Source organism: Rhodococcus sp. (in: high G+C Gram-positive bacteria), from assembly GCF_049286785.1.
Lineage (GTDB): Bacteria > Actinomycetota > Actinomycetes > Mycobacteriales > Mycobacteriaceae > Rhodococcus_F.
Genome location: NZ_JBAQEO010000195.1, coordinates 1 through 26,955, shown reverse-complemented (window position 1 = coordinate 26,955; position 26,955 = coordinate 1). Strand labels below are relative to the sequence as shown.

General features: G+C 65.8%; 28 protein-coding genes and 1 pseudogene. 24 read left to right on the top strand and 5 right to left on the bottom strand.

The genetic code is table 11. The features are described 5' to 3' along the window. The 7 genes and pseudogenes from WAW17_RS08070 to trmD form a co-directional block, all read left to right on the top strand. A pseudogene (locus tag WAW17_RS08070) lies at window positions 1-786 on the top strand ([protein-PII] uridylyltransferase); the annotation flags it as partial. A 90-nt stretch (window positions 787-876) separates the two neighbouring features. After that, entirely contained in the window at window positions 877-2,454 is a 1,578-nt protein-coding gene (gene ffh, locus WAW17_RS08065) for a signal recognition particle protein (RefSeq protein WP_422332461.1), read from the top strand. A gap of 3 nt (window positions 2,455-2,457) precedes the next feature. Continuing rightward, window positions 2,458-3,543 (top strand): amidohydrolase family protein, encoded by a 1,086-nt coding sequence (locus tag WAW17_RS08060; protein ID WP_422332460.1) that lies wholly within the window; start codon window positions 2,458-2,460, stop codon window positions 3,541-3,543. A gap of 178 nt (window positions 3,544-3,721) precedes the next feature. Then, window positions 3,722-4,183 carry a 30S ribosomal protein S16 gene (rpsP, locus tag WAW17_RS08055; RefSeq protein WP_422332459.1) on the top strand — a complete coding sequence of 154 codons (462 nt, stop codon included), beginning with the start codon at window positions 3,722-3,724 and terminating at the stop codon, window positions 4,181-4,183. Further along, complete coding sequence (locus tag WAW17_RS08050) at window positions 4,180-4,422, top strand: RNA-binding protein (protein WP_005240479.1); 243 nt, start codon at window positions 4,180-4,182, stop codon at window positions 4,420-4,422. The genes rpsP and WAW17_RS08050 overlap by 4 nt, the downstream gene beginning before the upstream one ends. An 11-nt stretch (window positions 4,423-4,433) precedes the next feature. Continuing rightward, window positions 4,434-4,985: a ribosome maturation factor RimM gene (gene rimM / locus WAW17_RS08045; protein ID WP_422332458.1), complete on the top strand. Its 552-nt coding sequence runs from the start codon at window positions 4,434-4,436 to the stop codon at window positions 4,983-4,985. Window positions 4,986-4,995: 10 nt separating this feature from the next. Continuing rightward, window positions 4,996-5,682, top strand: a complete 687-nt coding sequence (gene trmD / locus WAW17_RS08040) for a tRNA (guanosine(37)-N1)-methyltransferase TrmD (RefSeq protein ID WP_422332466.1) — start codon at window positions 4,996-4,998, stop codon at window positions 5,680-5,682. Between the two features lie 34 nt (window positions 5,683-5,716). Here the strand turns inward: trmD and WAW17_RS08035 are convergent, their stop codons facing one another. Further along, window positions 5,717-6,682, bottom strand: coding sequence for a serine hydrolase (locus tag WAW17_RS08035; protein WP_422332457.1), 966 nt, complete (start codon window positions 6,680-6,682; stop codon window positions 5,717-5,719). Between the two features lie 75 nt (window positions 6,683-6,757). Between WAW17_RS08035 and WAW17_RS08030 the strand changes: the two genes are divergently transcribed. The 9 genes from WAW17_RS08030 to dprA all read left to right on the top strand — a co-directional run bounded on the left by WAW17_RS08030 (window position 6,758) and on the right by dprA (window position 15,667). Next, window positions 6,758-9,067 (top strand): Tex family protein, encoded by a 2,310-nt coding sequence (locus WAW17_RS08030; protein ID WP_422332456.1) that lies wholly within the window; start codon window positions 6,758-6,760, stop codon window positions 9,065-9,067. A gap of 60 nt (window positions 9,068-9,127) precedes the next feature. Next, window positions 9,128-10,033 carry a hypothetical protein gene (locus WAW17_RS08025; RefSeq protein ID WP_422332455.1) on the top strand — a complete coding sequence of 302 codons (906 nt, stop codon included), beginning with the start codon at window positions 9,128-9,130 and terminating at the stop codon, window positions 10,031-10,033. 94 nt (window positions 10,034-10,127) lie between these two features. Further along, the gene (gene rplS, locus WAW17_RS08020; RefSeq protein WP_422332454.1) at window positions 10,128-10,469 is read left to right on the top strand and encodes a 50S ribosomal protein L19; all 342 of its coding nucleotides are present in this window, start codon (window positions 10,128-10,130) and stop codon (window positions 10,467-10,469) included. 81 nt (window positions 10,470-10,550) lie between these two features. After that, a complete protein-coding gene (gene lepB, locus WAW17_RS08015) occupies window positions 10,551-11,327 on the top strand; it encodes a signal peptidase I (protein WP_422332465.1) in 777 nt (258 codons plus the stop codon). Further along, window positions 11,324-12,004: a ribonuclease HII gene (locus tag WAW17_RS08010; protein WP_422332453.1), complete on the top strand. Its 681-nt coding sequence runs from the start codon at window positions 11,324-11,326 to the stop codon at window positions 12,002-12,004. Before lepB ends, WAW17_RS08010 begins: the two co-directional genes overlap by 4 nt. Before the next feature lie 37 nt (window positions 12,005-12,041). Beyond that, a complete protein-coding gene (locus WAW17_RS08005) occupies window positions 12,042-12,359 on the top strand; it encodes a DUF2469 domain-containing protein (RefSeq protein WP_005240496.1) in 318 nt (105 codons plus the stop codon). 286 nt (window positions 12,360-12,645) lie between these two features. Further along, complete coding sequence (locus WAW17_RS08000) at window positions 12,646-13,002, top strand: YraN family protein (RefSeq protein WP_422332452.1); 357 nt, start codon at window positions 12,646-12,648, stop codon at window positions 13,000-13,002. Then, window positions 13,002-14,513 (top strand): YifB family Mg chelatase-like AAA ATPase, encoded by a 1,512-nt coding sequence (locus WAW17_RS07995; protein WP_422332451.1) that lies wholly within the window; start codon window positions 13,002-13,004, stop codon window positions 14,511-14,513. The genes WAW17_RS08000 and WAW17_RS07995 overlap by 1 nt, the downstream gene beginning before the upstream one ends. Window positions 14,514-14,521: 8 nt before the next feature. Continuing rightward, on the top strand, window positions 14,522-15,667 hold the full coding sequence (gene dprA, locus WAW17_RS07990; RefSeq protein ID WP_422332464.1) for a DNA-processing protein DprA: 1,146 nt from the start codon (window positions 14,522-14,524) through the stop codon (window positions 15,665-15,667). 37 nt (window positions 15,668-15,704) lie between these two features. Here dprA and WAW17_RS07985 read toward each other — a convergent pair whose 3' ends face one another. From WAW17_RS07985 to WAW17_RS07975, 3 genes are read right to left on the bottom strand one after another with little or no spacing between them, the layout of a single operon-like run. Beyond that, window positions 15,705-16,307, bottom strand: coding sequence for a NifU family protein (locus tag WAW17_RS07985; RefSeq protein ID WP_422332450.1), 603 nt, complete (start codon window positions 16,305-16,307; stop codon window positions 15,705-15,707). After that, on the bottom strand, window positions 16,304-18,253 hold the full coding sequence (gene feoB / locus WAW17_RS07980; protein WP_422332449.1) for a ferrous iron transporter B: 1,950 nt from the start codon (window positions 18,251-18,253) through the stop codon (window positions 16,304-16,306). The genes WAW17_RS07985 and feoB overlap by 4 nt, the downstream gene beginning before the upstream one ends. Beyond that, the gene (locus WAW17_RS07975) at window positions 18,250-18,546 is read right to left on the bottom strand and encodes a FeoA family protein (protein ID WP_422332448.1); all 297 of its coding nucleotides are present in this window, start codon (window positions 18,544-18,546) and stop codon (window positions 18,250-18,252) included. Before WAW17_RS07975 ends, feoB begins: the two co-directional genes overlap by 4 nt. 192 nt (window positions 18,547-18,738) lie before the next feature. Between WAW17_RS07975 and WAW17_RS07970 the strand changes: the two genes are divergently transcribed. Together WAW17_RS07970 and WAW17_RS07965 are read left to right on the top strand one after the other, a co-directional pair. Beyond that, entirely contained in the window at window positions 18,739-19,665 is a 927-nt protein-coding gene (locus WAW17_RS07970) for a tyrosine recombinase XerC (RefSeq protein WP_422332447.1), read from the top strand. A 180-nt stretch (window positions 19,666-19,845) separates the two neighbouring features. Further along, window positions 19,846-20,841, top strand: a complete 996-nt coding sequence (locus WAW17_RS07965) for an AAA family ATPase (RefSeq protein WP_422332463.1) — start codon at window positions 19,846-19,848, stop codon at window positions 20,839-20,841. 22 nt (window positions 20,842-20,863) lie between these two features. Here the strand turns inward: WAW17_RS07965 and WAW17_RS07960 are convergent, their stop codons facing one another. After that, entirely contained in the window at window positions 20,864-21,463 is a 600-nt protein-coding gene (locus WAW17_RS07960) for a M23 family metallopeptidase (RefSeq protein WP_422332462.1), read from the bottom strand. A 261-nt stretch (window positions 21,464-21,724) separates the two neighbouring features. Between WAW17_RS07960 and rpsB the strand changes: the two genes are divergently transcribed. From rpsB to WAW17_RS07930, 6 genes are all read left to right on the top strand, one after another. After that, a complete protein-coding gene (gene rpsB, locus WAW17_RS07955) occupies window positions 21,725-22,609 on the top strand; it encodes a 30S ribosomal protein S2 (protein WP_422332446.1) in 885 nt (294 codons plus the stop codon). Window positions 22,610-22,720: 111 nt separating this feature from the next. Further along, window positions 22,721-23,548, top strand: a complete 828-nt coding sequence (gene tsf, locus WAW17_RS07950; protein ID WP_422332445.1) for a translation elongation factor Ts — start codon at window positions 22,721-22,723, stop codon at window positions 23,546-23,548. A gap of 174 nt (window positions 23,549-23,722) precedes the next feature. Next, window positions 23,723-24,451, top strand: a complete 729-nt coding sequence (pyrH, locus tag WAW17_RS07945) for a UMP kinase (protein ID WP_422332444.1) — start codon at window positions 23,723-23,725, stop codon at window positions 24,449-24,451. Window positions 24,452-24,595: 144 nt separating this feature from the next. Next, window positions 24,596-25,153, top strand: coding sequence for a ribosome recycling factor (gene frr, locus WAW17_RS07940; protein WP_422332443.1), 558 nt, complete (start codon window positions 24,596-24,598; stop codon window positions 25,151-25,153). Window positions 25,154-25,182: 29 nt separating this feature from the next. Continuing rightward, entirely contained in the window at window positions 25,183-26,097 is a 915-nt protein-coding gene (locus WAW17_RS07935; protein ID WP_422332442.1) for a phosphatidate cytidylyltransferase, read from the top strand. Window positions 26,098-26,107: 10 nt separating this feature from the next. Then, on the top strand, window positions 26,108-26,809 hold the full coding sequence (locus tag WAW17_RS07930) for a class I SAM-dependent methyltransferase (protein WP_422332441.1): 702 nt from the start codon (window positions 26,108-26,110) through the stop codon (window positions 26,807-26,809). The last annotated feature ends 146 nt before the right edge of the window (window positions 26,810-26,955 follow it).

The following is a 26,955-nucleotide window of genomic DNA, read 5'->3' as shown; positions in this document are numbered from 1 at the left end:
GGCGTGTGGGGCGAATGGAAGTCTTCGCTGATCGGTGAACTCGTGCGCCGGTGCCGGCTGGTGATGGCGGGGGAGATGCTGCCCACGCCCGATCCGCTCGATCCCGAGCACGTCATGCTCGCGGCGACCGGTGGCGTCCATGTCGCTCTCGATCCCGGAGAAAGCCCCCACACCTTCGTGGTCACTGTCATCGCGCCCGATGAACGCGGTCTGTTGTCCCAGGCGGCGGGGGTGCTGGCGCTGCATTCGCTGCGGGTGTACTCGGCGTCGCTGGGTAGTTCGGAGGGGTCGGCCGTCAACTCGTTCGTGGTGTCCCCGCGTTTCGGCGCACCTCCGCAGGCCGGTCTGATCCGTCAGGAGCTGATCCGGGCCATCGCCGGAGAGCTGAATCTGCTGGAGATGCTCACGGCGAAGGAGGAAGAGGCGAAGGAGAACCAGCGTGTGGCTGCGGAGGAGGAACGCGGCGAGGCGGCGGTTCCGGTGCTGTATGCCCAGGCCCCGCCGCGGATCATCTGGTTCGACACCTCGCCCTCCGGTGAGGTGATCCTCGAGCTCAGGGCAGAGGACCGGCTGGGTCTGCTCTGCAGGCTGGCCGCGGCATTCGACTCGTGCAGGGCCGACGTCCGCTGGGCCCGCGTGACCACGCTGGGCTCGTCCGTGGTCGACGCGTTCTGCCTCGATCTCGGCGGCGATACTCGCGCGAGCCGCGGGGAGATCGAGAAGGCGATCCTCGCGGTGGTTCCCCTGCCCAGGCCGAAGCCTGTGGAGGGCAGCCCGGGAGAGTGAACGGGGCAGCGTGATAGGCACGGGGGGAGCGGCTACGCTGGTCCCCGAGAATATCTCCCGCACACTCGCACGACTTCAGGAGCGCACTCGGTGTTCGAATCCCTTTCCGACAGGTTGACCGGAGCCCTCAAGGATCTGCGTGGCAAGGGTCGCCTATCCGGAGCCGACATCGATGCCACGTGTCGTGAGATCCGACTGGCCCTCCTCGAGGCGGACGTCGCCCTCCCGGTGGTGCGCGCGTTCATCGCGAGGATCAAGGAACGGGCGAAGGGCGTGGAGGTCTCCGCAGCGCTCAATCCCGCCCAGCAGGTCGTCAAGATCGTCAACGAGGAACTCGTCGGCATCCTCGGTGGGGAGACTCGGCGGCTGGCGTTCGCGAAGACTCCGCCGACGGTCATCATGCTGGCGGGTCTGCAGGGCTCGGGTAAGACGACACTCGCCGGCAAGCTCGCCAAGTGGCTGCGCGACCAGGGCCACACCCCGCTGCTCGTGGCCTGTGACCTGCAGCGCCCGGGCGCGGTCAGCCAGCTCCAGATCGTCGGTGAACGGGCCGGGGCGGCGGTGTACGCACCGCATCCCGGTACATCCATCGGTGGTGGCGACAACGCGCTGGGAATCACCGCGGCCGACCCGGTCGAGGTGGCGCGCGCCGGTGTAGAGGAGGCGCGCAACAAGCAGTACGACGTGGTGATCGTCGACACCGCGGGTCGTCTCGGTATCGACGCCGATCTGATGGCGCAGGCCGCCGGAATCCGCGATGCCGTGAATCCCGACGAGACCATCTTCGTGCTCGACGCGATGATCGGTCAGGACGCGGTCAGCACAGCCGAGGCCTTCCGCGAAGGGGTCGGTTTCACCGGTGTCGTGCTCACCAAGCTCGACGGCGACGCCCGCGGTGGTGCCGCGCTCAGCGTCCGCGAGGTCACCGGGCAGCCGATCCTGTTCGCGTCGACCGGTGAGAAGCTCGACGACTTCGACGTCTTCCACCCCGATCGTATGGCCAGCCGGATTCTCGGCATGGGTGACGTACTCAGCCTCATCGAGGCTGCGGAACAGCACTTCGACGCCGAGCAGGCGGAGGCTACCGCACAGAAGATCGGGTCGGGACAGCTGACACTGGAGGACTTCCTCGAGCAGATGATGGCTGTCCGCAAGATGGGTCCGATCGGCAATCTCCTCGGGATGCTGCCCGGTGCCGGCCAGATGAAGGACGCACTCGCCAATGTCGACGAGAAGCAGCTCGACCGGGTGCAGGCCATCATCCGCGGCATGACTCCCGCGGAGCGCGAAGATCCCAAGATCATCAACGGGTCACGCCGGCTGCGCATCGCAAACGGTTCGGGTGTGAAGGTGTCCGACGTCAATCAGCTGGTGGACCGGTTCTTCGAGGCCCGAAAGATGATGGCGGCGATGGCCGGACGCATGGGCATGCCGGGCTCGCGTGGCAGCAATGCGCAGCGCGGCAAGAAGGGCAAGAAAGGCAAGAAGGGCGGCAAGGGGCCCACGCCACCCAAGGTGCGTGGCGGCTTCCCCGGTGGTCTGCCGGGTGGCTTCCCTGGAATGCCCGCCGGAATGCCGGATCTGTCGAAGATGCCGAAGGGGCTGGACGAGTTGCCGCCCGGTCTCGAGGGTATCGACCTGTCCCAGCTGAAGCTCCCGAAGAAGTAATCGATGGGCGCGTTGCACTTCCGGGGCACGAGCCTGCCCGGCGAACGGCCTGTCGAGATCTGGGTGGCGGACGGTGTCCTGTCCACCGAACCGATTCCCGGTGCCGAGACGGTGTGCGAGTCGGGATGGATCGTCCCCGGACTGGTCGACGCGCACTGCCATGTCGGCATCACGTTCGGCGGCGGTGGGGGCGAGAGCATCGAGGGCTTGCTGGCACAGGCGGAGACGGAACGGGACGCCGGCGTTCTGCTGATCCGCGATGCCGGTTCCCCCGTGGACACCCGGTTCATCGACGACCGCCCTGATCTGCCCCGCATCATCCGCGCCGGGCGGCACATCGCCGCACCCAAGCGGTACATCCGCGGGCTGCCCGTGGACATCGAGCACGAGGAGCAACTCCCTGCCGAGGTGGTCCGGCAGGCCCGGGCCGGCGACGGGTGGGTGAAGCTCGTCGGTGACTGGATCGACCGGTCCACCGGCGATCTCGCGCCGCTGTGGAGTGACGACATTCTCGTGGCGGCCATCGAGGCGGCGCATCGCGAAGGTGCCCGCGTCACCGCGCACGTGTTCGCCGAGGACGCTCTTCCCGGCCTGATCAATGCGGGAATCGACTGCATCGAACACGGCACGGGGCTCACCGACGAGACGATCGACCTGATGGTCTCGAACGGAACCGCGCTGGTTCCCACGTTGATCAATATCGCGACGTTCCCCGAGATCGCGGATTCGGCATCCCGATTTCCGTTGTACGCCGCCCACATGCGGGATCTGCACTCTCGCGTGAAGGACACCATCGGTGCCGCCCACGAGGCAGGCATCCCGATCTATGCCGGTACGGATGCCGGCGGCTCGATCGTGCACGGGCGGGTCTCCGACGAGGTCGAGGAACTGAAGGGAGTCGGGCTCACCCCGACGGAAGCGCTCGGCGCTGCGTGCTGGGAGGCACGTTCCTGGCTCGGGCAGCCGGGACTCGAGGCCGGAGCCTCTGCGGATCTGCTGGTGTTCCGCACCGATCCCCGGACCGGTACCGCGACGCTCGCCGCTCCCGACGTCGTGGTGTTGCGAGGGAAAGTGGTCAAGACCAGGTGACCCGATTTTCCACCTTCGGCGTTGGTCTGGCAGAATGGACCGCTGTTCGTCGCATCCGGTTACGTACCGCGCGGCGGTCACAGATTAGAGGCAAAACCGGGCGCGCTATTCCTGCGCGTCGCTGAATTGCACGTGACACGTGTGCACTTGTCGTGCGCACTGAAGGAGAAGTACAGCAGTGGCTGTCAAGATCAAGCTCACCCGGCTCGGCAAGATCCGGAACCCCCAGTACCGCATCGTCGTTGCCGATGCCCGTACCCGCCGCAACGGTCGCGCGATCGAGACGATCGGCAAGTACCACCCCAAGGAAGAGCCCTCGCTGATCGACATCGATTCCGAGCGCGCGCAGTACTGGCTCAGCGTGGGCGCACAGCCCACCGAGCCCGTCGAGGCTCTTCTGAAGATCACCGGTGACTGGCAGAAGTACAAGGGCCTCCCGGGCACCGAGGGCACACTCCGCGTCAAGGAGCCGAAGCCGACCAAGCTGGAGTTGTTCCAGGCTGCCCTCGCGCAGGCCGAGAAGGAGCCCGTTTCCGAGGCCATCACCCCCAAGAAGAAGAAGGCCAAGGCCGATGACGCCGAGGCTGCTGTCGAGGCGCCCGCCGAGGCTGCAGCAGAGTCCGAGGCTGCTGAGAAGTGAGCGCCGTCGTCGCCGATGCGGTCGAGCATCTCGTTCGTGGCATCGTCGCCAATCCCGACGACGTTCGTGTCGAGCTGATCACCGGTCGTCGGGGACGCACTGTCGAGGTGCACGTCAACCCTGACGACCTCGGTAAGGTTATCGGTCGCGGTGGTCGTACCGCGACCGCCCTGCGCACCCTGGTCTCCGGTATCGGTGGCCGCGGGATTCGTGTCGACGTCGTCGACACCGATCAGTAGAGGCTGCTGCAGTGGAGCTCGTAGTCGGTCGTGTCGCGAAGTCGCACGGCATCAAGGGTGAGATCGTGGTCGAGGTTCGTACCGACGAACCCGACGAGCGTTTCACCGTCGGCGCAGTGTTGAAGGGACACAAGCGGCGCGAGCAGAATCTGAGCACGTACACGGTAGAAGCCGTCCGGGAGCATTCCGGGCGGCTTCTGCTGCGCCTCGAGGGCGTCGCGGACCGCGGCGCGGCGGATGCCCTCCGTGGCACGTTGTTCGTCATCGACAGCTCCGAATTGGTGCCCTCGAACGACCCGGACGAGTTCTACGATCACGAACTCGAGGGACTCGCGGTGCGTCTCCGGGACGGCACCGAGGTGGGTACCGTCACCGAGGTTCTGCACTCGGCCGCAGGAGAGTTGTTGTCCGTCCGCCGTGCGGGTGAACTCGGCGGCGAACTGCTCGTCCCGTTCGTCGCGGCGATCGTCACGTCGGTGTCCGTGGCCGACGGCATCGTGGAGATAGACCCGCCGGAGGGACTTCTCGATCCTGATTTCGGTGAAACGGCCGACGGGAAGTGAACCGGTAGCCATGCGTCTCGACGTGGTCACCATCTTCCCCGAGTACCTCGAACCCTTGCGGGCGGCGTTGCTCGGCAAGGCCATCGACAAGGGTCTCCTCTGCGTCGAGGTCCACGACCTTCGGAACTGGACGCATGACGTCCACAAGGCCGTCGACGATTCGCCGTACGGCGGCGGACCGGGAATGGTCATGAAACCCAGTGTGTGGGGTCCCGCCCTCGACGAGGTCCTCGCGGTCGGAGACCACGACCCACTGTTGGTGGTTCCCACACCCGCGGGCGTCCCGTTCACCCAGACCACCGCGCAGCGATGGGCAGGGGAGAAGCACATCGTCTTCGCCTGCGGGCGCTACGAAGGGATCGATCAACGAGTCTTCGACGACGCCGCGCGCCGCGTGCGGGTCGAAGAGGTGAGCATCGGCGACTACGTCCTCATCGGGGGCGAGGCGGCGGTGCTGGTGATGGTCGAAGCCTTTGTTCGGCTCATCCCCGGCGTTCTCGGCAATCAGCAGTCGCACCAAGAAGATTCGTTCTCGGACGGACTGCTCGAGGGGCCCAGCTATACCCGTCCCGCAACGTGGCGCGGACTCGACGTTCCCCCGGTCCTGCTGTCCGGAGACCACGCGAAGATAGCGGCGTGGCGCCGCGAACAGTCGCTCGAACGCACCGCCGAGCGTCGCCCCGACCTTCTGCCGTAACCGGTTCCGGCATCACGTCGAAACCTGTTTCAGCTCAACCCTGCGCCCAGTTGTCGATCACGCCGGCGGGAAACAGATCTCGCACCACACCTGTCACGGTGTCTCGCGCATGCCGCGCGCTGGAATCCTCCGTCACATCGGTGATCGCTGTGTCCGGGTAATACGAATCCTCGTCGTCCTCGTATCGGATGTCCTCCCTCGATGCGACGGCGAGCAGGTAACGGTCATCGTCGCCGATCACACCGCTCGACAGATGGATCCATCTGCCCTGGATGCAGCACATCCAACCCTGTTTCACGCCGAGAGAATTCTCACCCGGCAGACCGTCGGGAATCCCGAAGCGCTGGTCGTAGCCGTCGATCGCACGTGAAGTCGATGCGCGGAGGTACCCGACGAATTCTGCCATCCGTTCCGGGCCGAGACGGTCGCGGTCATCGAGGAGACCGTCGTAGAACGCCACGAGGTCGGATGCAGTGGTCTCGGTGTTCCACCACCGCCCGTCCCATGGCGGTGTGGTGGCGCTCAACCGGTAGCGGGCCGCGACATCGGGGACGAGGTCCGGACCGCCGAGTTCGTCCCACAACGCGTTCGCGGCGTAGTCGTCGGAGGATTCCAGCATCCGTGCCAGCAGTTGCCCGTCGCCATCGGTGACGGGCCGCTCACCGGTCGCATCGAGGTGGAAGACCTGGGCGGCGATGAAGAGTTTGGCCACGGATGCGCTCTCGATCGGCTGGGATCCGGCGCTGTCGAGGTTGCTGCCGGAGCGTCGGTCGAGAATGGCGATCGACACCTGTGCGCCACGTTCGGCAGCAGCCGCATCCGTGGCGGAGGTCATCCGCTCGACGAGAGGGGTAGAGACCGTTTCCGCGGAGGTATCGGGTGTGACGGTGTCGAAGAGGGAGAGGTTGGCCGGGGAATCGATCGGCTGCGGGACGCTGCAGGCGAGAGCGGCTGCCAAGACGAGCAGGCCAGGAATCTGCGCCCGGATCAGCCTCCGCATGTCTTTCTCCAGACAATCGTGCCACGGCCTCGCCGCCGACGTGGTGCTTCGAGCCTAGCGGTAGGGTCCAATTCCGTGACTCTCAAGACTGTGAATCAGCGCATTGCCGAGGAACTCGACGTTCGGGAGGGGCAGGTCGCGGCTGCCGTGGACCTTCTCGACGGCGGTGCCACCGTGCCCTTCATCGCCCGCTATCGCAAGGAAGTCACCGGAACTCTCGACGACGCCCAGCTGCGTCAGCTCGAAGAACGGCTGCGGTATCTGCGCGAGCTCGACGAGCGGCGGAACGCGGTGCTCGAATCCGTCGAGTCGCAGGGCAAGCTCGATGATCAGCTGCGCGGACAGATCATGACGGCCGAGACGAAGGCGCGGCTCGAGGACATCTACCTCCCGTTCAAGCCGAAGCGGCGTACGAAGGCGCAGATCGCCCGCGAGGCCGGACACGAGCCTGTCGCGGATGCGCTGCTCGGCGACCCCACGACCGACCCGTCGTCGTATTCGGACGAGCAGCTCGACGGGGCCCGCGCAATTCTGGTGGAGCGCTTCGCCGAGGACGCGGATCTGGTCGGCGAACTCCGCGAATTGATGTGGACACGAGGCCGGTTGGTGTCCGCAGTGCGGAAGGGCAAAGAGGCCGACGGTGCGAAGTTCGCCGATTATTTCGAGTTCTCCGAGCCGTTCGCCAAGTTGCCCTCCCACCGCATCCTGGCGGTGCTGCGCGGTGAGAAGGAAGAGGTTCTCTCGCTGACCCTGGCGCCCGACACCGAGGAGCCGGAACCGGGCAGGCCGACCGTGTACGAGGGCCGGATCGCCGGACGTTTCGGCATCGCGGACCGAGGCCGCCTCGCCGACAGGTGGCTGCTCGACACCGTGCGTTGGGCGTGGCGCACCAAGATGCTCGTCACCCTGGGCATCGACGTGCGGATGCGACTGCGTCAGTCGGCGGAGAAGGACGCCGTCGAGGTATTCGCGAACAACCTGCGCGACTTGCTGCTCGCGGCGCCCGCCGGAACCCGCGCGACCATGGGTCTGGACCCGGGCTTCCGGACCGGAACCAAGGTCGCCGTCGTCGATGCCACCGGCAAGGTGGTGGCGCACGAGACCATTTACCCGCACCAGCCGCACAACAAGTGGGACGCCTCGCTGGCGACGCTCGCCGGGCTCGTCGTGAAGTACGGTGTGGAATTGATCGCCATCGGCAACGGCACCGCGTCCCGAGAGACGGACGCTCTCGCCACCGAACTGATCGCCAAGTCGGGCGCCACGAACCTCACCAAGATCGTGGTGTCCGAGGCCGGCGCGTCGGTGTACTCGGCGTCCGCGTATGCGTCCCAGGAATTGCCCGACCTGGATGTCTCGATCCGCGGCGCGGTCTCGATCGCCCGCCGCCTGCAGGACCCGCTGGCAGAACTGGTGAAGATCGATCCCAAGTCGATCGGTGTGGGCCAGTACCAGCACGACGTGTCGGAGACCCTGCTCGCTCGGTCTCTCGGCGCGGTGGTCGAGGACGCGGTGAACGCTGTCGGGGTCGATGTGAACACCGCGTCGGTGCCGTTGCTGTCCCGGGTGTCGGGTATTGCGGGTTCGCTGGCCGAGAGCATCGTCGCGCACCGCGACCAGAACGGACCGTTCCGCAGTCGTAAGGGTCTGAAGGACGTCGCCCGGCTCGGCCCCAAGGCGTTCGAGCAGTGCGCGGGCTTTCTGCGAATCCCCAACGGCGACGACCCGCTCGATGCGTCGAGCGTGCACCCGGAGGCCTATCCGGTGGTGCGCAAGATCGTCGACGCCACCGGCAGCGGGGTTCGCGAGATCATCGGTAACACCACCGCCTTGCGCAGGCTGAATCCCACCGACTTCGTCGACGATCGCTTCGGTCTGCCGACCGTCACCGACATCATCGGTGAACTCGAGAAGCCGGGCCGTGACCCGCGTCCCGAGTTCAAGACGGCCACCTTCGCCGTCGGCATCGAGAAGCTGTCCCACCTGAAGCCCGGAATGACGCTCGAGGGCGTCGTGACAAACGTCGCCGCGTTCGGCGCCTTCGTCGACATCGGTGTCCATCAGGACGGTCTCGTCCATGTTTCGGCGATGTCCCACGCCTTCGTCAAGGATCCGCGCGATGTCGTCAAATCGGGGGACGTCGTCAAGGTGAAGGTCCTCGAAGTGGACGAGGCGCGTCAGCGGATCGGTTTGACGCTGCGGTTGGACGACGAGATCGGTGCCTCCCCGCGCAAGCAGGCAGGGCCACGCGGCGGCCAGGGAGCCCCGCGCCGAAGTGGTGGAAAACCGGAACAGTCCGGCCGCGAACGTCAACGCGATACGCGTCCGCCGGCCGCTGCCGGATCGATGGCCGATGCGCTGCGGAAAGCGGGATTCGGCAAGTAGGTCGGAGGCGCCTGCCCGATTTGCCGGAACCCTCGATTCGATACTGAGATAGTGGTGTCCATGCTGCAGTGGCTCGAGCGGGAAGTCGTAGGGCACGGGCGTCTGCCCCTGCTCTTCTTTCTGCTCGGGTTTCTCGCGGCGTTCCTGTTCATCAGGTTGAGCGTGCGACTCATCCGCGCCGAAGTGCCCTGGTGGCCGGGAAACGTCACTCCGGGCGGCCATCACGTCCATCACGTCGTGTTCGGCGTGGTCACGATGCTGGTGTCGGGTATCTCTCTCATCGCGGTCTATGTGGACGGAACCGAGACGATCGGTGTCGTGCTCGCCACGTTCTTCGGCATCGGTGCCGCCCTGGTGCTCGACGAGTTCGCGCTGATCTTCTACCTGCAGGACGTGTACTGGCAGGACGAAGGCCGCGCGTCTGTCGACGCCGTTTTCGTGGCGGTCGCGGTGACGGGTCTGTTGCTCCTCGGACTCCGTCCGCTGGAACTGATGGACGTCACCGGATTTCGGGACTCACCGGAACTGTGGATCCGCTTCGTGATCGGTCTCCTGGCCGTCGTGAACCTGCTCATCGCCGCGGTGGTGCTGGCGAAGGGAAAGATCTGGACCGGTCTTCTCGGACTGTTCATCTTCCCGATCCTGCTGATCGGGGCCATCCGGTTGGGCCGGCCGAGCGCGCCGTGGGCGCGGTGGCGGTACACGGACAAGCCGAAGAAGATGCTGCGGGCACTCGAGCGTGAGCGGCGCTGGCGACGGCCGGTGATCAGGGCCAAGATATTCGTCCAGGACTTCATCGCTGGTACACCGAGCGCCGAACATGTGAAAGAAGCCGCCGAGCATGCCAAGGTGGCGGCGGAGGTAGAACTCGATCAGGTAGTGCATCCGGCGCCGCCGCCGATTTCGCCCCAGGCAGTCCTGTCTGGCACAATGGACGGGTTGCCTGGACCAGGCAGCAATACTTGATCTGGGCACGAACCAGACGAGCGCAGGTGGTCATCGAACCTCCGAGTGCCGCTCGGTTCCTCTGCTCCTGCGAAAACGCAAGGATGGCACACCGATGAACACTCTCGATTTCCTGGACAAGAAGTCCCTCCGCGAGGACATTCCCGAGTTCCGTCCCGGCGACACCCTGAACGTGCACGTCAAGGTCATCGAAGGCTCGAAGGAGCGCGTGCAGGTCTTCAAGGGCGTCGTGATCCGCCGCCAGGGTGGTGGCGTCCGCGAGACCTTCACCGTCCGCAAGGTTTCCTTCGGCGTCGGCGTCGAGCGCACCTTCCCGGTGCACAGCCCCAACATCGCGCAGATCGAGGTCCTCACCCGCGGTGACGTTCGTCGCGCCAAGCTGTACTACCTCCGCGATCTGCGTGGCAAGGCCGCCAAGATCAAGGAAAAGCGCTGATCTTTCAGCTGAGCCCGGCACCGTGTCCACACGGTGCCGGGCTAATCTGATTTCGTGACAGATTCTTCGAAGGAGCGGGCATTGTCGTCGGAATCCGAGAGCACCGGCGATTCGGCCGACACCCCCACCGGCAACAGTGGCAAACCCGAGAAGAAGCCCCGCTCTTTCCTTCGTGAACTGCCGATCCTGATACTCGTCGCGCTGGTCCTGAGTTTTCTGTTGCAGACGTTCATCGCCCGCGTATATCTCATTCCCTCGGAGTCGATGGAGCCGACGCTTCACGGTTGCGCGGGATGCACAGGCGACCGCATCGTGGTCGAGAAGATCGGCTACCACTTCGGCGATCCCCGGCCGGGTGACGTGATCGTTTTCCGTGGTCCCGACTCGTGGTCCCAGGATTTCGTCTCGACCCGCTCCTCGAACGTCGTGATCCGCGGCACCCAGGAACTCGGATCGCTCGTCGGCCTGGTCCCCCCGGACGAGAACGACCTCGTCAAGCGAGTCATCGCGACCGGCGGTCAGACCGTGGAGTGTTGTGATGATCAGGGCCGCATCCTGGTCGACGGCCGGCCGATCGAGGAACCCTACGTCGTCGCCGATTTCCCCTTCGTTCCCGGCACCCAGGCCTGTGACACCGCGCTGAAGTCGGCTCGCTGCTTCGGTCCCGTCACCGTTCCCGACGGGCATGTGTGGGTGATGGGGGATAATCGTAGTAACTCCGCGGACTCCAGATATCACGTCGGGGACGACATGCAGGGCACCATTCCGATCGATAACGTCATCGGTAAGGCGATATTCATCGCGTTGCCGCCGACGCGCATGGGCACCATCAGTTCTCCCGATATCCAGGGCAAGTGACTTCCTGGCCGCCACGCATCGTCATCCGCAGGTCGTCCGGTCTGCGGACGATGGAATCGGCCCTGGTCCGAAGCGGTCTCGGCCCGGTAGCCGGTGTGGACGAGGCGGGCAGGGGTGCCTGCGCAGGACCGCTGGTGGTCGCCGCCTGCGTGCTGGCCCCGAAGCCCTGTCCCGCGCTTGCCCGTCTCGACGATTCCAAGAAACTCACCGAACGCACCCGGGAGGAACTCTTCCCGGCCATACAACGGCTGGCGTTGGCGTGGAGTGTCGTGTCGATTCCCGCTGAGGAAGTGGATCGGATCGGTGTTCACGTAGCCAACATCGAGGGAATGAGGCGGGCGGTCGCCGGGCTGACGACGCCGCCGGGCTATGTGCTCACCGACGGTTTCCGCGTTCCAGGTCTCCCCGCGCCCTCGCTGCCCGTGATCGGGGGCGACGGCGCGGCCGCATGCATCGCGGCCGCAAGCATCCTGGCAAAGGTGTCCCGGGATCGAGTGATGGTCGAGATGGACGACCTGCATCCCGGGTACGGGTTTGCGATCCACAAGGGTTACTGCACTCCCGGGCACATGGCTGCACTGGACGAGCTGGGTCCTTGCCCGGAACACCGCAGGTCATGGGCCAACGTAGCGGCGCTGCCGGACCGACTGGATAACAGTTCGGGCAGTGCGAGATGATGACAGTTCACACAAGAGCAGGAGGACTCCGAGACCGATGAGTGCCGAGGATCTCGAGAAGTACGAAACCGAGATGGAGCTGTCGCTCTACCGTGAGTATCGGGACATCGTCGGTCAGTTCTCCTACGTCGTGGAGACGGAGCGTCGGTTCTACCTGGCTAACTCGGTGGAACTGCTTCCACACAATGCAGATGGCGAAATCTACTTCGAACTGCGTATGTCGGATGCCTGGGTGTGGGACATGTACCGTCCCGCCCGGTTCGTGAAGTACGTCCGGGTCATTACGTTCAAGGACGTGAACATCGAAGAACTCGACAAGCCCGATCTGCGGCTTCCGGACAACGGTTTGTCGTAGACGGCCCCACCCGCAAGCGCGGACGTGGAGATGAACCACCCCTGGAATGCGGGCAGGCCGATCGGACCGGGCGGCCCCGTTCCGGGGAGCTAGGGCTTGACATGCCCGACCTGCGAATTTCTGCCCGTGGACGGTCGGAGAAGCAGAGTTGTCCCCAACTCCTCCTTGATCCACAGGGCAATTCGTACGCCCTGTTGGCAGTAGTGCGATCGCCTCATGGTGGGGCACCGTTGTCTCGGGTGCGGTTCACATCGGTGGATCGCCGGGGGAGTCGACGGAGGCTGCGATGGCGCACAATCTTGCGCTCGGAGCGCACGGGGAGGATCTGGCCGCCCGGTACTTGACCGAGGCGGGCATGGAGATCATCGAGCGGAACTGGCGTTCGCGGCACGGGGAAGTGGATCTCATTGCCGCAGAGGGTGAGTGGCTGGTCTTCGTAGAGGTGAAGACGCGGCGGGGACTCGGTTTCGGGTCTCCCTCCGAGGCGGTGACCTACACGAAGCAGCGACGGATCCGTCTGCTGGCGGTGGAGTGGTTGCATAATTCGGGCAGGCACTGGTCACGGGTGCGGTTCGATGTCGTCGCGATCATGCTTGCGCATGGTGGACAACCGCAGATCGAGCATGTGCGGGACGCGTTCTGATGGCATTGGGGCGAGCGCATTCGGTGGCCGTGACCGGGGTGGATGGTCAGCTGGTCGAGATCGAGGCAGACATCGGCCGTGGTCTGCCGGCGGTGCATCTGGTGGGGCTGCCGGACACAGCGCTGCAGGAGGCCCGGGACCGCATCAGGGCTGCAGTGACGAATTCCGGTGAGCAGTGGCCGGATTCGAAAGTGATCCTGGCCTTGTCTCCGGCCACGTTGCCGAAGGTGGGATCCGTGTACGACCTGGCGCTCGTAGCGGCGGTGCTCGACGCGGCCAATCAGGTCAGGCGCGATCGTCTCCGGGCAACGGTGTTACTCGGTGAGTTGGCCCTCGATGGCCGGCTTCGGGCCGTGCGCGGAGTTCTTCCCGCAGTTCTGGCGGCGAAGAACGCCGGGTGGGCCACGGTGGTGGTTCCGGTGCAGACGCTGCCCGAAGCGGGACTCGTCAGCGGCATCGAAATTCTCGGCGCCAGGGATCTGCGGTCGGTGGTCGCCTGGTTGCGGGGGGAGCGCGACCTCGAGTACCCGGAGCCGGCAGATCGGATGATGGCGACGCCGGTGCGAGGTGATCTCAGCGAGGTGGTGGGTCAGGCGGAGGCGAGGTGGGCAATCGAAGTCGCCGCCGCCGGTGCACATCATCTGATGCTCACGGGACCACCGGGGGTGGGAAAGACGATGTTGGCGCAACGCCTTCCCGGGGTCCTGCCACCATTGACCGAAAGTGAGTCGCTGGAAGTGACGGCGATCCACTCCGTGGCCGGGCTCCTTCCTCCGGAGCGCCCGCTGATCGACATGCCGCCGTTCATCGCACCGCACCACACGGCATCGGTCAGCGCGCTGGTGGGAGGCGGCAGCGGAATCGCGAAGCCCGGTGCTGTCAGTCGAGCTCACCGGGGTGTTCTCTTTCTCGACGAGTGCGCCGAGATCGGCACCAAGGTTCTGGAAGCGTTGCGGACACCGCTCGAGGACGGGGAGGTGCGTATCGCGCGAAGGGATGGTGTGGCCCGCTACCCGGCACGGTTCCAGCTGATTCTCGCGGCGAACCCGTGCCCGTGCGCACCAGCGCGGGAAGCGGATTGCGTGTGTGCGCCCACCGCGCGGCGCCGGTACCTGGGAAAGCTGTCGGGCCCATTGCTCGACCGGGTCGATCTGCGTGTGCGGATGCAGGCGGTCGCAACGGGCGCGTTCATCGACGAGGTGGGCGAGAGCACCGAGAACGTGCGCAAGCGGGTGGCGGACGCGCGTGGTGCCGCCGCAGAGCGGTGGTCCGGCCACGGCTGGCGAACAAATGCCGAGGTGCCGGGGCCGGCGCTACGGCAGAAGTTCCGGCTGTCGCGTCCAGCTTTGGCACCGGTTGAACGAGCGCTGCGCAAGGGGATCATCACCGCCCGCGGGGCGGACCGGGCGTTGAGAGTGGCATGGACCGTCAGCGACCTGGCCGGGCTGGATACGCCGGGTCCGGAGCAGATAGTGATTGCGTTGGGATTTCGGGATCGGAGTTTCCAGTGACAGCCGAAATGGGGGTCGGTGCCGTCGATTCCGGTGGGGCGCACGATCCGCGCAGGCGCGCGTGGGCGTACCTGTCGAAGGTGGTGCAGGGGCCGTGCCGGCCGTTGGCCCAGCTCGTGGACGAGGTGGGGCCCGAAGAGGCTGCACGTGCTGTCCGAGAACGGGATCTGTCAGCGCTCCTGGGTGAGAAGACGGTCGCCCGGGCGCATCTCGATACCGCAGAGCAGGACCTCGACCTCGTGGCCGGGTTGGGTGGACGACTGGTGACGCCCGACGACGCGGAGTGGCCGCAATGGCGGATGCTCGCGTTCGACAATCTGGCCGGAAGCCGCGACGAGGGTGCGCCGCTGGCGTTGTGGGTCCTGGGGTCTCGATCGATATCCGAACTCACCGAGCGTGCCATCTCGGTCGTGGGCACGCGGGCATCGAGTGGTTACGGCGAGCACGTGACCGCCGAGATCGCGGGGGATCTCGCCGTGGACGGGTGGACCATCGTGTCGGGTGCCGCGTTCGGGATCGACGGTGCTGCGCATCGGGCGGCGCTGGGGGTGGGTGGTTTGTCGGTGGCGGTGCTCGCGTGCGGTGTGGATCGCGCGTATCCGGCCGGGCATGCACGATTGCTGCGGCAGATCGCTCTCAATGGTGCGGTGATCAGTGAGTACGCGCCCGGTACGGCGCCGGCCCGGTATCGGTTTCTCGCCCGAAACCGGTTGGTGGCGAGCCTGTCCGACGGTGTCGTGGTGGTTGAAGCGGGCTGGCGCAGTGGTGCCCGCAACACGACGGGATGGGCGCGCAAACTCAGGCGCCCGGTGATGGCGGTACCGGGCCCGATCACCTCGGCGTCGTCGACCGGGTGCAATCGCATGATTCGGGAGGGGGAGGCGCGGCTGGTCGCGAACGCCGGAGATGTGGTGGAAGAGGCTGGACCGGTCGGGTTACGTGATACCGAACGGGACTCTGTTGCACTAGATCTCGATGTGTTGTCGGGAGAAGCCTTGCTGGTGTACGAGGCGTTACCGGCCAGCGGGGCACAAGGGGTTCGGGAGCTCTCGGAAGCGTCGGGGGTGACGATCGATCAGGTTCGCGCGGTGTTGCCGCTACTGGAGATGGAAGGGTTCGTCGAATCCGATGACACGGGGTGGTCGCGGGTATGAGGTGACCGACCGCGCATTCCAACCAGACGCAGGTGGTTCAGGCCGGCCGGCCGCGACGCCGGGACAGCGCCGGAAGGAGACGGGCGGCACGGGCGCGCGGGGTGGGATGCACCGCCCGCACCGCGCGGACCTCTGGGTAGCGAGCGCGCACGGTCTCGGATATGAGCTTTTCGAGTGTCCGGCCGGCGGCGGAGCACCCGACACACGCCCCAGCCATTTCGATGGTGACGACACCGTCGGTGACGTCCAGCAGACGGATGTTGCCGCCGTGCGAGGCCGCAACCGCGGAGGCGCCCCGCTCGAGGAGGTCCGCGATCCCGCGCTGGAGATCGACGGCGGGTCGGGACTCGTCGCCGCTCGGCTGCGCGCACTCGTCGCCGCTCGGCTGGGTGGACTCCTCTCCGGTCAGCGCGGCGAACAGCGCCGACCGGACGACCGCACCATCAGACTGCCAATCCCGTCCTGGCGCAAGTCGCGTCCGGACCTGGCCTGCCGAGATATCGATGCCGTCGAGGACACCGTCCCTCACCAGATGTGCCAAGGCGGTACGCGTGTGCTCCGGTGGCAGGCTCTGGCCGGTGATCCAGCGCAGCACTCGCGGGTCGTCGTTGGCTTCGGGATGGAGCAGGATCCGGTTCACGATCCCACCCCCGTGATCCAGATCGTGAGGTGCCGGGCGGCGAACGCGCAGGCCCAGGCCAGCGCGAACATGTAGCCGAAGGCGACCGCGGGCCATTTCCACGAAGCTGTCTCGCGGCGGATGGTGGCGAGAGTCGACATGCACAGCAGCGCGAAGACGAAGAACACCAGCAGCGCGACGATCGTGGGAGTGGTGAAGACCGGCAATCCTTCATGGGGGCCGGACGTGTAGACCGCGTTCTGGAGGGCAATGGTCGGATCTTCCGGGTTCTGGGCGGCGAAGATCTGGCCGAGGGTCGAAACGAAGACCTCGCGGGCGGCCAGCGCCCCGATCAGTCCGACAGCGATCCGCCAATCGAAGCCGAGTGGCGCGAAGAGCGGCTCGATCCAGGTACCGATTGAGGCAGCGAAAGAATGGTCGAGCACATAGGCGGCCGCAGCGGACTCGCTCATGCTCGCAGTTTCAGCGGTACGCATCGGCAGATTCAGCATGAACCACAAAGCGATGGAGGCGGTCAGGATGATGGTTCCCGCCTTGCGGAGAAACACCTTCGCCGAGTCCCACATCGTCATGAACACCGATTTGGGGGAGGGGAACCGATACGGCGGCATTTCCATGAAGAACGGCAGCATGTCGCTGCGAAGCACGGACCTCTTGAACACCCAGGCGGCCGTCATCGCCGCGAAACCGCCGAACAGGTACAGGGCGAACATCGTCGTGCCCTGCAGCGACAGCGGCCCCCAGTGGGAGTCCGAGTCGACGAGCAGGCCGATGAGCAGGATGTAGACCGGTAGCCGAGCCGAACAGGTCATCAACGGTGCAGCCATGATGGTGGCGATCCGGTCCCGCGAAGACGGCATCGTCCGGGTGGCCATGATTCCCGGAACAGCGCAGGCGAGCGAGGACAGCATGGCGACGAATGCTCGGCCCTCGAGGCCGGTGGTGGCCATGAGCCTGTCCACGAGGAACGCCGCCCGGGACATGTAGCCGACGTTCTCGAGCAGTGAGATCAGCAGGAACATCAGCACGATCTGCGGGATGAATACCAGAACCGAGCCGACGCCACCGATGACACCCGAGCCGATCAGACCGCTGAGTACCGGGTTGCCGATATTGTCGTCGACAATCCCGCCCAGCCACCCGAAGAACATCTCGAGGCCGTCCTGGAACGGTGCCGCGACGGTGAATACCACCTGGAAGAAGCAGAACATCACCGCGAGGAAGGCGAGCGTGCCCCACAACGGGTGCAGCAGCACTCGATCGATCCGAGCGGTTCTCGTGTCCGCGGCAGGGGAGAGGTAGCGGCAGGTCGCCAGGATCGATCCGACCCACGCATTGAATTCGTCGTCGTCGAGGGGAGGGGGCATCGGGACGGTGCTCCAGCTGCCGGGGTCGGCGAAGAGTGCGCGGAGCGCCCCGAAGCCTTTGCCTTTGCTGCCGATGACACCGACGACCGGGACGCCGAGCGCTTCGGACAATCTGGCGATGTCCAGACGTCCGCCGCGGGCAGCGAGCTCGTCGGTCATGGTGAGTACCACCATCGTCGGCTTTCCGAGTGCGAGGACCTGGGCGATCAGCGACAGTGATCGCTCGAGGGCGGTGACGTCGACGACCACGGCTACCGCGTCGGGCACCTCCACCCCCAGCAGGTCGCCGCGCAGCAGGTCGGCGACGACCTGCTCGTCGGGGCTGATGGGGTGCAGGCTGTAGGCGCCGGGCAGATCCTCGACGGTGAACTGCGTCGTCCCGGACGTGCCCTTGTACCGGCCGGTGCCGACTCGGCGGGTGACGGTGACGCCCGGATAGTTGCCGGTGCGCGCACGCATGCCGGTGAGGTGGTTGAACACGCTGGTCTTGCCGGCATTCGGACTACCGATCAGAGCGATGCGGGTACTTCCGCTGGGCGCGCGCACAGTAGAGCTGCTGTCGTGGCAGGAGTCCGTCATGACGACGCTGTCTCCTGCGCGATTCGGATGTGACGGGCCTCGCGGCGTCGGAGGCACATTTCGTAGCCGAGGAGCCGGTATACGGATGGATCACCGAGCGGCGCGGTGCGCAGATGCACAATCACCGTGCCCGCCCGGAATCCCAGATGCCGCAGTCGGGTGGCCACTGCTTCTGGCGTACGGGAGTCGAAATCGGTGATGCGCGCACTCTGGCCGGGCGGCAGATCGGCAAGAGTGAGTCTGCCCGACTCATGCTCGGTAACAGCATGTTTCGCCGGTTTCGGCGCGTACATGACGGCCCCTTTCGGCGACGCAACACTGGGTAAGGTAACTCTAACCTAGTAAGGAAGTATGTCGAGAGATCGGCGGAGAATGGGGACTTTGGTCCCGCGCAGTCCGGGCGGTAGGACTCCGGCTCGTCAGAGGAAAGAGCGTCGTCGGCGCGTGCGCTTGCCAAATCCTGCGCCCGGCGCAACGGTGAGCACATGAGCACCGATCCGAGTCCGCCGTGGCAGGCGGTGCTCGACGAATACGCGCGGCACCTGCGCCTCGAGCGTGGACGCTCCGAGCACACGGTGAAGGCCTACGTCACGGACGCCGGGTCGATGCTGCGGCACTGGCAGTCGAAGTCGCCCGACGCCACGTTCAGCGAACTCGACATACATGCTCTGCGTTCCTGGCTGGCAGAGCAATCCGCGGCAGGTGTCGCTCGCACAACCCTGGCCCGGCGCACGTCGTCGGTGCGCAACTTCACTGCGTGGTTGATGCGGACCCGCCGAATTCCGACGGATCCGGGGGCCCGGCTCGGCGCGGCCAAGGCACACCGCACGCTACCGTCGGTCCTGCGGCAGTCGCAGGCGGCCGATGCCATGAACGCCGCCGAATCGGGTGCGCAGCAGAATGATCCGATTGCTCTCCGTGACCGCCTCATCGTGGAACTGCTGTACGCCACGGGGATCCGCGTAGGGGAGTTGTGTGGTCTCGACCTCGGCTCGGTCGACCGCGAACGCCGGTTGCTGCGGGTGATCGGTAAAGGCAACAAGGAACGTTCCGTGCCCTACGGCAAGCCTGCCGCAGAGGCCATGGATCTGTGGCTACACGTCGGTCGCCCCGCACTGGCCACGGACGGCTCGGGGCAGGCGCTCGTCCTCGGTAAGCGGGGAAAGCGTCTGGATCAACGCCAGGCGCGGACAGTCGTGCACGAGGTTCTGTCCGCGGTGCCCGGTGCTCCCGACCTCAGCCCCCACGGTCTGCGTCATACCGCGGCCACCCATCTTCTCGAAGGGGGTGCCGATCTACGCGTGGTGCAGGAACTGCTGGGGCACGCGAGCCTCGCGACGACGCAGCTCTACACCCACGTCTCCGTGGCGCGCCTGCGTGCCGTCCACGATCAGGCCCATCCGCGCGCCTGACGGTCGCCGTCCGGATGACCGGTTCCGGTAGCGTCGCCCCGGAAACGGGAAACCGAGGCGACAACTGCTGCGCACCATCCGGGGGGAATCGTGGACCGCGAAGACGTGACCGGGCAGCACCCTGTCTGGCGGAACGAGGGCGCCGCTTCCGGGGGAGGGCCCGGGCGGGATCCGTGGGGGGTGCAGCACTGGGACGAAGCGACGCAGATCCCGGCTCAGCACCGGGTGACGAATCAGGACCTGGTGGCGGACGCCCTGCTCGCGCGCTCACGGAAGGCGCCGAGTCGCGGATGGCGGCGCGGGGTGCACCGGCTCACCGGAGGAACGATCAATCCGGGGGAGTCGGCGCAGGCCGTACGTGACGCCGCACTACTCGCACGTATCCGGCAGCCGATTCAGGGCGACTACCGGATCGCCTTCCTGTCACTCAAGGGTGGTGTCGGCAAGACCACGACAACCATTGCGCTGGGTTCCACATTCGCCTCCCTGCGCGGAGACTGTGTGATCGCCGTCGACGCCAACCCCGATTTCGGGACCCTTGCGCAGCGTGTGCCACTGCAAACGCATTCGACGGTGCGTGATCTCATCGCCGCGGAGCCGACGATCCGGCGATATTCGGATGTGCGGGCCCACACGTCGCAGGCGCCGAGCAGGCTGGAGGTGCTCGCGAGCGAGCAGGATCCGGCCATCTCCGAGGCGTTCAGTGAGGACGACTACCGCCGCGTCATCGACATCCTGCGGGTGTACTACAACATCATCCTCACCGACTGCGGCACAGGCATCATGCACTCCGCAATGAACGGTGTCCTGCAACTGGCAAACTCCCTCGTCCTGGTCAGTTCGCCCGCAATCGACGGGGCGCGCAGCGCGGCGGCCACCCTGGACTGGCTGCAGCACCACGGTTACGGACATCTCGTCGCGCGCACTGTGGTGGTGATCAGTGCAGCCCGCCCGGGCTCGGGCACGATCGACATGAAGGAACTCACCAACCACTTTCTGCTCCGGTGCCGGGCCGTGACGGTGGTGCCGTTCGACGAACATCTTGCGGAGGGTTCCGTGGTCGACCTGGAACTGCTGCGGCCCGAGACGCGGAAGGCATTCGTGGAACTCGCGGCGATGGTGGCAGACGATTTCCCGGAATCGGCGGGTCGCCATGCCGTTGCGGAATGGCGTTAGCTGGTGCATGACCTCGGAAGTCCTACTCCGGAACGACGGGCTCGAGCCGCACGGGCACGACCGGCAGGAGTCCGAGCGGGTCGAGGTACTCGCGGTCTCGCCGCAGACCCCAGTGCAGGCACGCTGACACCGGAGCAATGCAACCCGGGTGTCCGGGTTCGAGGGTGCCGAGCACGGTTCCACGGCCTACCCGGACCCCGGTGGTGACCCGCGCCGTCACCGGTTCGTAGGTGGTGCGAAGTCCACCCGGATGGTCGACGGACACCACGGGTTTTCCGGCCACCAGGCCCGCGAACACCACCACACCGGCGCCCGCGGAAAGCACGGCCTGGTCGGCCACCCCACCGAGGTCCACGCCGCGGTGGCCGGGAAGCCAGTCGTGCTCGGGATTGTCGAACGCCCGGACCACACGCGGTCGCGGATGCAGAGGCCAGTCGAACATCGCGTCCGGCGCGGCAGAGACCGGATCGGGATTCACCACCAGCGCGGCGCCCGAGTACACGAACGCGGCGACGAGAACGCGCACGATCGTTGCAGTGGGTGCCATGGTTCGATCATGCCGCGCGCCGGCCCAGCCGGACGGTCGGAAGGCACATCTGTGGAGCGAACCGGATCCGTCCACAGATACCCGGCCGACCTTGCGTCGACGGCGACGCTGTGGCACGGCAGGAAAGTTCGACGCCGGCCGGTTAGGGCGTGCGACGCCGAGGCCGTACACTGATCGAGCGGTCTGTGCTCGTCACAGTCCGACTTCGCGCGCCCGCGCAGGTTATCGGCCATCGGCTGGTCTCGCATCTCGGTGTGAGTCCGATGGTCCGCGGGTGCCAGGGCGGAGCGTCAACGATGCTCTGCATCAACCGGCAATGAAAGAGAGATAACAGCCATGGCTGTTGTAACAATGAAGCAGCTGCTCGACAGCGGCACGCACTTCGGTCACCAGACCCGTCGCTGGAACCCGAAGATGAAGCGATTCATCTTCACCGACCGCAACGGCATCTACATCATCGACCTGCAGCAGACGCTCACGTACATCGACAAGGCGTACGAGTTCGTCAAGGAGACCGTGGCCCACGGCGGCACCGTCCTGTTCGTCGGCACCAAGAAGCAGGCCCAGGAGTCCATCGCGGCCGAGGCCACTCGCGTCGGAATGCCCTATGTCAACCAGCGTTGGCTCGGCGGCATGCTCACCAACTTCCAGACCGTGCACAAGCGTCTGATCCGCCTCAAGGAACTTGAGTCGATGGAGCAGACCGGTGGTTTCGAGGGGCGTACCAAGAAGGAAATCCTCATGCTCACGCGTGAGATGACCAAGCTGGACCGCACCCTCGGCGGCATCCGTGACATGGCGAAGGTTCCCTCCGCCGTGTGGATCGTCGACACCAACAAGGAACACCTGGCGGTTGCCGAGGCGCGCAAGCTGAAGATCCCGGTCATCGCGATACTGGACACCAACTGCGATCCCGACCTCGTCGATTACCCGATCCCGGGCAACGACGATGCCATCCGCAGCGCCGCCCTGCTCACCAAGGTCGTCGCTTCAGCAGTGGCCGAGGGTGTGCAGGCCCGTGCCGGACTGAGTGCCGACAAGGACGCGAAGCCCGAGGCCGGCGCCGGCGAGCCCCTCGCCGAGTGGGAGCAGGAACTCCTGTCGCAGGCGGCCCCGGCCGCAGACGCAGCCCCGGCCGCAGAGGCAGCCCCGGCTGCAGAGGGTGAGGCTGCTCCGGTCGCCGAAGCCCCCGCCGCAGTGGCTCCCTCCACCGAGGCTTGATCCGATGCAGACGGCCCTGACCAGAGCTCCTTTGGTCGGGGCCGTTTCACCGTCTGCCCGAGTACTACCCTGACTTACGTCCCAACAGACATATGAGGAGGCTCGCTCACCATGGCGAACTACACCGCCGCTGACGTCAAGCGGCTCCGCGAGCTGACCGGCTCCGGAATGATGGCCTGCAAGAACGCTCTCGCCGAGGCTGAGGGCGACTTCGACAAGGCTGTGGAGCAGCTGCGCATCAAGGGCGCCAAGGACGTGGGCAAGCGTGCTGAGCGCACCACGGCCGAGGGTCTGGTCGTGGCCAAGGGCGGCGTTCTGCTCGAGATCAACTGCGAGACCGACTTCGTCGCCAAGAACGAAGACTTCCTGAAGCTGGCACAGTCGATCGTCGATGTCGCTGCTGCAGCGAAGCCCGCCGGCATCGCTGCACTCAAGGCGCTCGAGCTCGACGGTAAGACCGTCGACCAGGTCGTGCAGGAGCAATCCGCGAAGATCGGTGAGAAGCTCGAACTGAGCAAGCTGGCTTCGTTCGACGGACCGGTTGCCGTCTACCTGCACAAGCGCAGCGCTGATCTGCCGCCGGCTGTCGGCGTCCTCGTCGAGTACACCGGAGAGGGCGAGGCTGCTGCCGAGGCCGCTCGCGGTGCCGCCATGCAGGTTGCCGCACTCAAGGCCAAGTACGTCACGCGCGACGAGGTGCCCGAGGACGTCGTCGCCAGTGAGCGTCACATCGCCGAGGAGACGGCCCGCGCCGAGGGCAAGCCCGAGCAGGCTCTGCCGAAGATCATCGAAGGCCGCGTCAACGGCTACTTCAAAGACGTCGTGCTGACCGAGCAGAACTCGGTCCAGGACTCCAAGAAGTCCGTGAAGGCGATTCTGGACGAGGCGGGGGTGACCCTCAAGCGCTTCGTTCGGTTCGAGGTCGGCGCTTCGAGTTAGTCGTGTGAACCGTATGGCCCCGTCGGGCGAGCATTTTCCCGACGGGGTCTACGTATACCCTCACCGGCTCGATGAGGCAGGATGAGTGTGGCCGTCCGAATGGCGTCGAGCAGGCCGGTGCTCGACCCGACGAGTGCTGTCGAATCGACCAGTGCTGTGGAACTGAGGAGAGCAATGTCCGAACCAGCCAGCGAACGTCCGGGATTCCGTCGAGTCCTTCTCAAGCTTGGCGGGGAAATGTTCGGTGGTGGAAAGGTCGGACTCGATCCTGATGTCGTGACGAAGGTTGCGGAGCAGATCGCAGAAGTCGTCCGATCCGGAGTCCAGGTGGCGGTGGTCATCGGTGGTGGCAACTTCTTCCGCGGTGCGGAGCTGCAGCAGCGGGGACTCGACCGCGCGCGTTCCGACTACATGGGCATGCTGGGGACCGTGATGAACTGCCTTGCACTGCAAGACTTTCTGGAAAAAGAGGGCATCGACAGCCGCGTTCAGACGGCGATCACGATGGGCCAGGTCGCGGAGCCGTACATCCCGCTGCGTGCCCAGCGGCATCTCGAGAAGGGTCGCGTCGTCATCTTCGGTGCAGGCATGGGAATGCCGTACTTTTCGACCGACACGACGGCAGCGCAGCGCGCCCTCGAGATCGGTGCCGAGGTGGTGTTGATGGCCAAGGCTGTCGACGGCGTCTACTCGGCAGACCCGCGCATCGACCCCGACGCGAAGATGTACACGCAGATCACTCATCGTGAAGTGATCGAACAGGGTCTCAAGGTGGCCGATGCGACGGCGTTCAGCCTGTGCATGGACAACGACATGCCGATCATGGTTTTCAATCTGCTGACCGAGGGGAATATTGCTCGGGCGGTGTCCGGTGAGAAGATCGGAACGCTCGTCAAGTCGTGACGCGGGTGAGACTCTGTGACGGAGGGTGTTCGCGAAACAGCGACTCCACGAGCAGGGCAGTGACGAGCCTGGGCAGTGACGAGGCTGGGCAGTGACGAGGCAGTGCAGTGACGAATCGATGCAGAACGACATGGAGGAACAGCCGTGATTGATGAAGCTCTCTTCGAAGCCGAGGAGAAGATGGAGAAGGCTGTCACGGTCGCCAAGGACGATCTGGGATCGATTCGGACCGGCCGAGCCAATCCTGGGATGTTCTCACGCATCGCGATCGACTACTACGGTTCCCTCACCCCGATCACCCAGCTGGCCAGCATCAACGTGCCGGAGGCGCGACTCGTCGTGGTCAAGCCCTACGATGCGGGTCAGCTCGGGGCCATCGAAAAGGCGATCCGTAATTCGGATCTCGGTGTCAATCCCACCAACGACGGAAACATCATCCGCATCGCGGTTCCGCAGCTCACCGAGGAACGCCGCCGCGAATTGGTCAAACAGGCCAAGGCGAAAGGCGAGGACGCGAAGGTATCGGTGCGCAACGTGCGTCGCAAAGCCATGGACGAGTTGTCGCGCATCCAGAAGGATGGCGACGCCGGCGAGGACGAGGTGGGTCGGGCCGAGAAGGAGCTCGACAAGACGACACACCGTTACGTGGCGCAGATCGACGAGCTGGTGAAGCACAAGGAAGCCGAATTACTGGAAGTGTAGGGGGCGAGACGAGGAGTGGATCGGGGACAGTGACCGTGCCAGCAGAACCCGGGACCCCAAAGGGGCCCCTTTCCGAGGGTGAGCCTCCCGAGCCGGTCTCGGAGTCCGGGGTGAGACCGGCCGCGCCGTCGAAGGCCGGGAGAAACCTGCCCGCGGCGATCGCCGTGGGCGGCGGGCTCGGCGTCGGAGTGATCCTGATCCTCCTCTATCTTCCGCTCGCCTGGTTCGGGGTGGTGTCGGTCGCAATGGCAGTCGCCACCTGGGAAGTGACCAAGCGCCTGCGTGAGTCCGATATCAGCGTCCCGCGTATACCGCTGATCCTCGGCGGACAGGCAGTGCTCTGGCTGGGTTGGCCGTTCGGCCCGGTGGGTGTGCTCAGCGCCTTCGCGGGTACGGCCCTGGTCTGTATGGTGTGGCGCCTCTTCGACCACGGTCTGAAGACCGCGCCACAGAACTTTCTGCGCGATAGCGCGATCACCGTGTTCGTGGCGGCCTGGGTGCCGCTCTTCGCATCGTTCGCATTGTTGATGGTGCGGCAGGACGACGGCGCGGGGCGGGTACTCTGCCTGATGATCGGCGTGGTCTGCTCCGATGTGGGCGGATACGCGGCGGGTGTTCTCTTCGGCAAACACCCCATGGTGCCGGCGATCAGCCCCAAGAAGTCGTGGGAAGGGTTCTTCGGTTCCCTGTTGTTCTGTGTCATCGGCAGCATTCTGACCGTCACGCTGATCCTCGACGAGAATTCGATGATCGGCGTACTCCTAGGCATTGTTCTCGTGGTGACCGCGACTCTGGGCGACCTCATCGAGTCGCAGGTCAAACGCGAACTAGGAATCAAGGACATGGGCACACTGCTCCCCGGGCACGGCGGAATCATGGACCGCCTCGATTCCCTGCTACCTTCGGCGTTCGTGACCTGGCTGGTGCTGACGGCTCTGGTCTGACGGTGTGGCCGTGACGATTCCGAGTCCGAACATCTGGCACTGGCCCGAACTGTACGAGGTCGAGAATCGTGCGCAGGACGTGGACGGAGCCATCTTCCGGCACCTCACGGCGACGCTGGACTGGACCGGACGAACAGTGGTAGACGTCGGCTGCGGTTCGGGCTTCCACCTTCCGGTGTTCGCCGATTCGGCCGGCGCAGTCATCGGAATCGAACCTCATCCGCCACTGCTCGAACTGGCCCGCCGGCGAATCGCGGGTCTCAGCAACATTCAGGTCACCGCAGGCTCGGCGGAGTGCCTCCCTCTCGACGACGCGACGGTGGACGTGGTGCATGCGCGCACCGCGTATTTCTTCGGCCCCGGTTGCGGGCCCGGGATCCGGGAAGCCATGCGCGTGCTGCGACCCGGCGGAACACTCGTGGTGGTCGATCTCGATGCCACCGCCCATCCGTACGGAGAATGGATGCGCGCCGATCTGCCGCAGTACCGCCCGTCCACGGTGGAGGCCTTCTTTGCTGCTCAGGGTTTCGACCTGCAGCGAGTGGAGACGCGCTGGCAGTTCCCGGACCGGGGCGCACTCCGCGAAGTGCTGGGCATCGAGTTCACGAAGCGAACCGCGGCGAAGGCCTTCGCCCAGACGCCGGGCCCGACCCTCGACGTTCGCTACCGAATACATACGAGACGACGGCCCGGAGGCTTGGAACTCCGGTGACCGGCGGCGCAGAGTCGGATGCGACGGGACGCGACGCGCGCCCGGACCCCCGGGGGCTGCCGACATCCGGCTGCCCGTTGATCGCTTCGCTCAGTGCCCCCTTGATCGCTCCGCTCAGTGCCCGTTGATCGCTCCGCTCAGTGCCC

Coding starts and splice junctions, on each gene's coding strand:
- WAW17_RS08060 (WP_422332460.1), top strand. CDS start 2,458: ATGGGCGCGTTGCACTTCCGGGGCACGAGCCTGCCCGGCGAACGGCCT.
- trmD (WP_422332466.1), top strand. CDS start 4,996: ATGCGTCTCGACGTGGTCACCATCTTCCCCGAGTACCTCGAACCCTTG.
- WAW17_RS08035 (WP_422332457.1), bottom strand. CDS start 6,682: ATGCGGAGGCTGATCCGGGCGCAGATTCCTGGCCTGCTCGTCTTGGCA.
- WAW17_RS08025 (WP_422332455.1), top strand. CDS start 9,128: ATGCTGCAGTGGCTCGAGCGGGAAGTCGTAGGGCACGGGCGTCTGCCC.
- rplS (WP_422332454.1), top strand. CDS start 10,128: ATGAACACTCTCGATTTCCTGGACAAGAAGTCCCTCCGCGAGGACATT.
- WAW17_RS08005 (WP_005240496.1), top strand. CDS start 12,042: ATGAGTGCCGAGGATCTCGAGAAGTACGAAACCGAGATGGAGCTGTCG.
- WAW17_RS08000 (WP_422332452.1), top strand. CDS start 12,646: ATGGCGCACAATCTTGCGCTCGGAGCGCACGGGGAGGATCTGGCCGCC.
- WAW17_RS07995 (WP_422332451.1), top strand. CDS start 13,002: ATGGCATTGGGGCGAGCGCATTCGGTGGCCGTGACCGGGGTGGATGGT.
- dprA (WP_422332464.1), top strand. CDS start 14,522: ATGGGGGTCGGTGCCGTCGATTCCGGTGGGGCGCACGATCCGCGCAGG.
- feoB (WP_422332449.1), bottom strand. CDS start 18,253: ATGACGGACTCCTGCCACGACAGCAGCTCTACTGTGCGCGCGCCCAGC.
- WAW17_RS07975 (WP_422332448.1), bottom strand. CDS start 18,546: ATGTACGCGCCGAAACCGGCGAAACATGCTGTTACCGAGCATGAGTCG.
- WAW17_RS07970 (WP_422332447.1), top strand. CDS start 18,739: ATGAGCACCGATCCGAGTCCGCCGTGGCAGGCGGTGCTCGACGAATAC.
- rpsB (WP_422332446.1), top strand. CDS start 21,725: ATGGCTGTTGTAACAATGAAGCAGCTGCTCGACAGCGGCACGCACTTC.
- tsf (WP_422332445.1), top strand. CDS start 22,721: ATGGCGAACTACACCGCCGCTGACGTCAAGCGGCTCCGCGAGCTGACC.
- pyrH (WP_422332444.1), top strand. CDS start 23,723: ATGTCCGAACCAGCCAGCGAACGTCCGGGATTCCGTCGAGTCCTTCTC.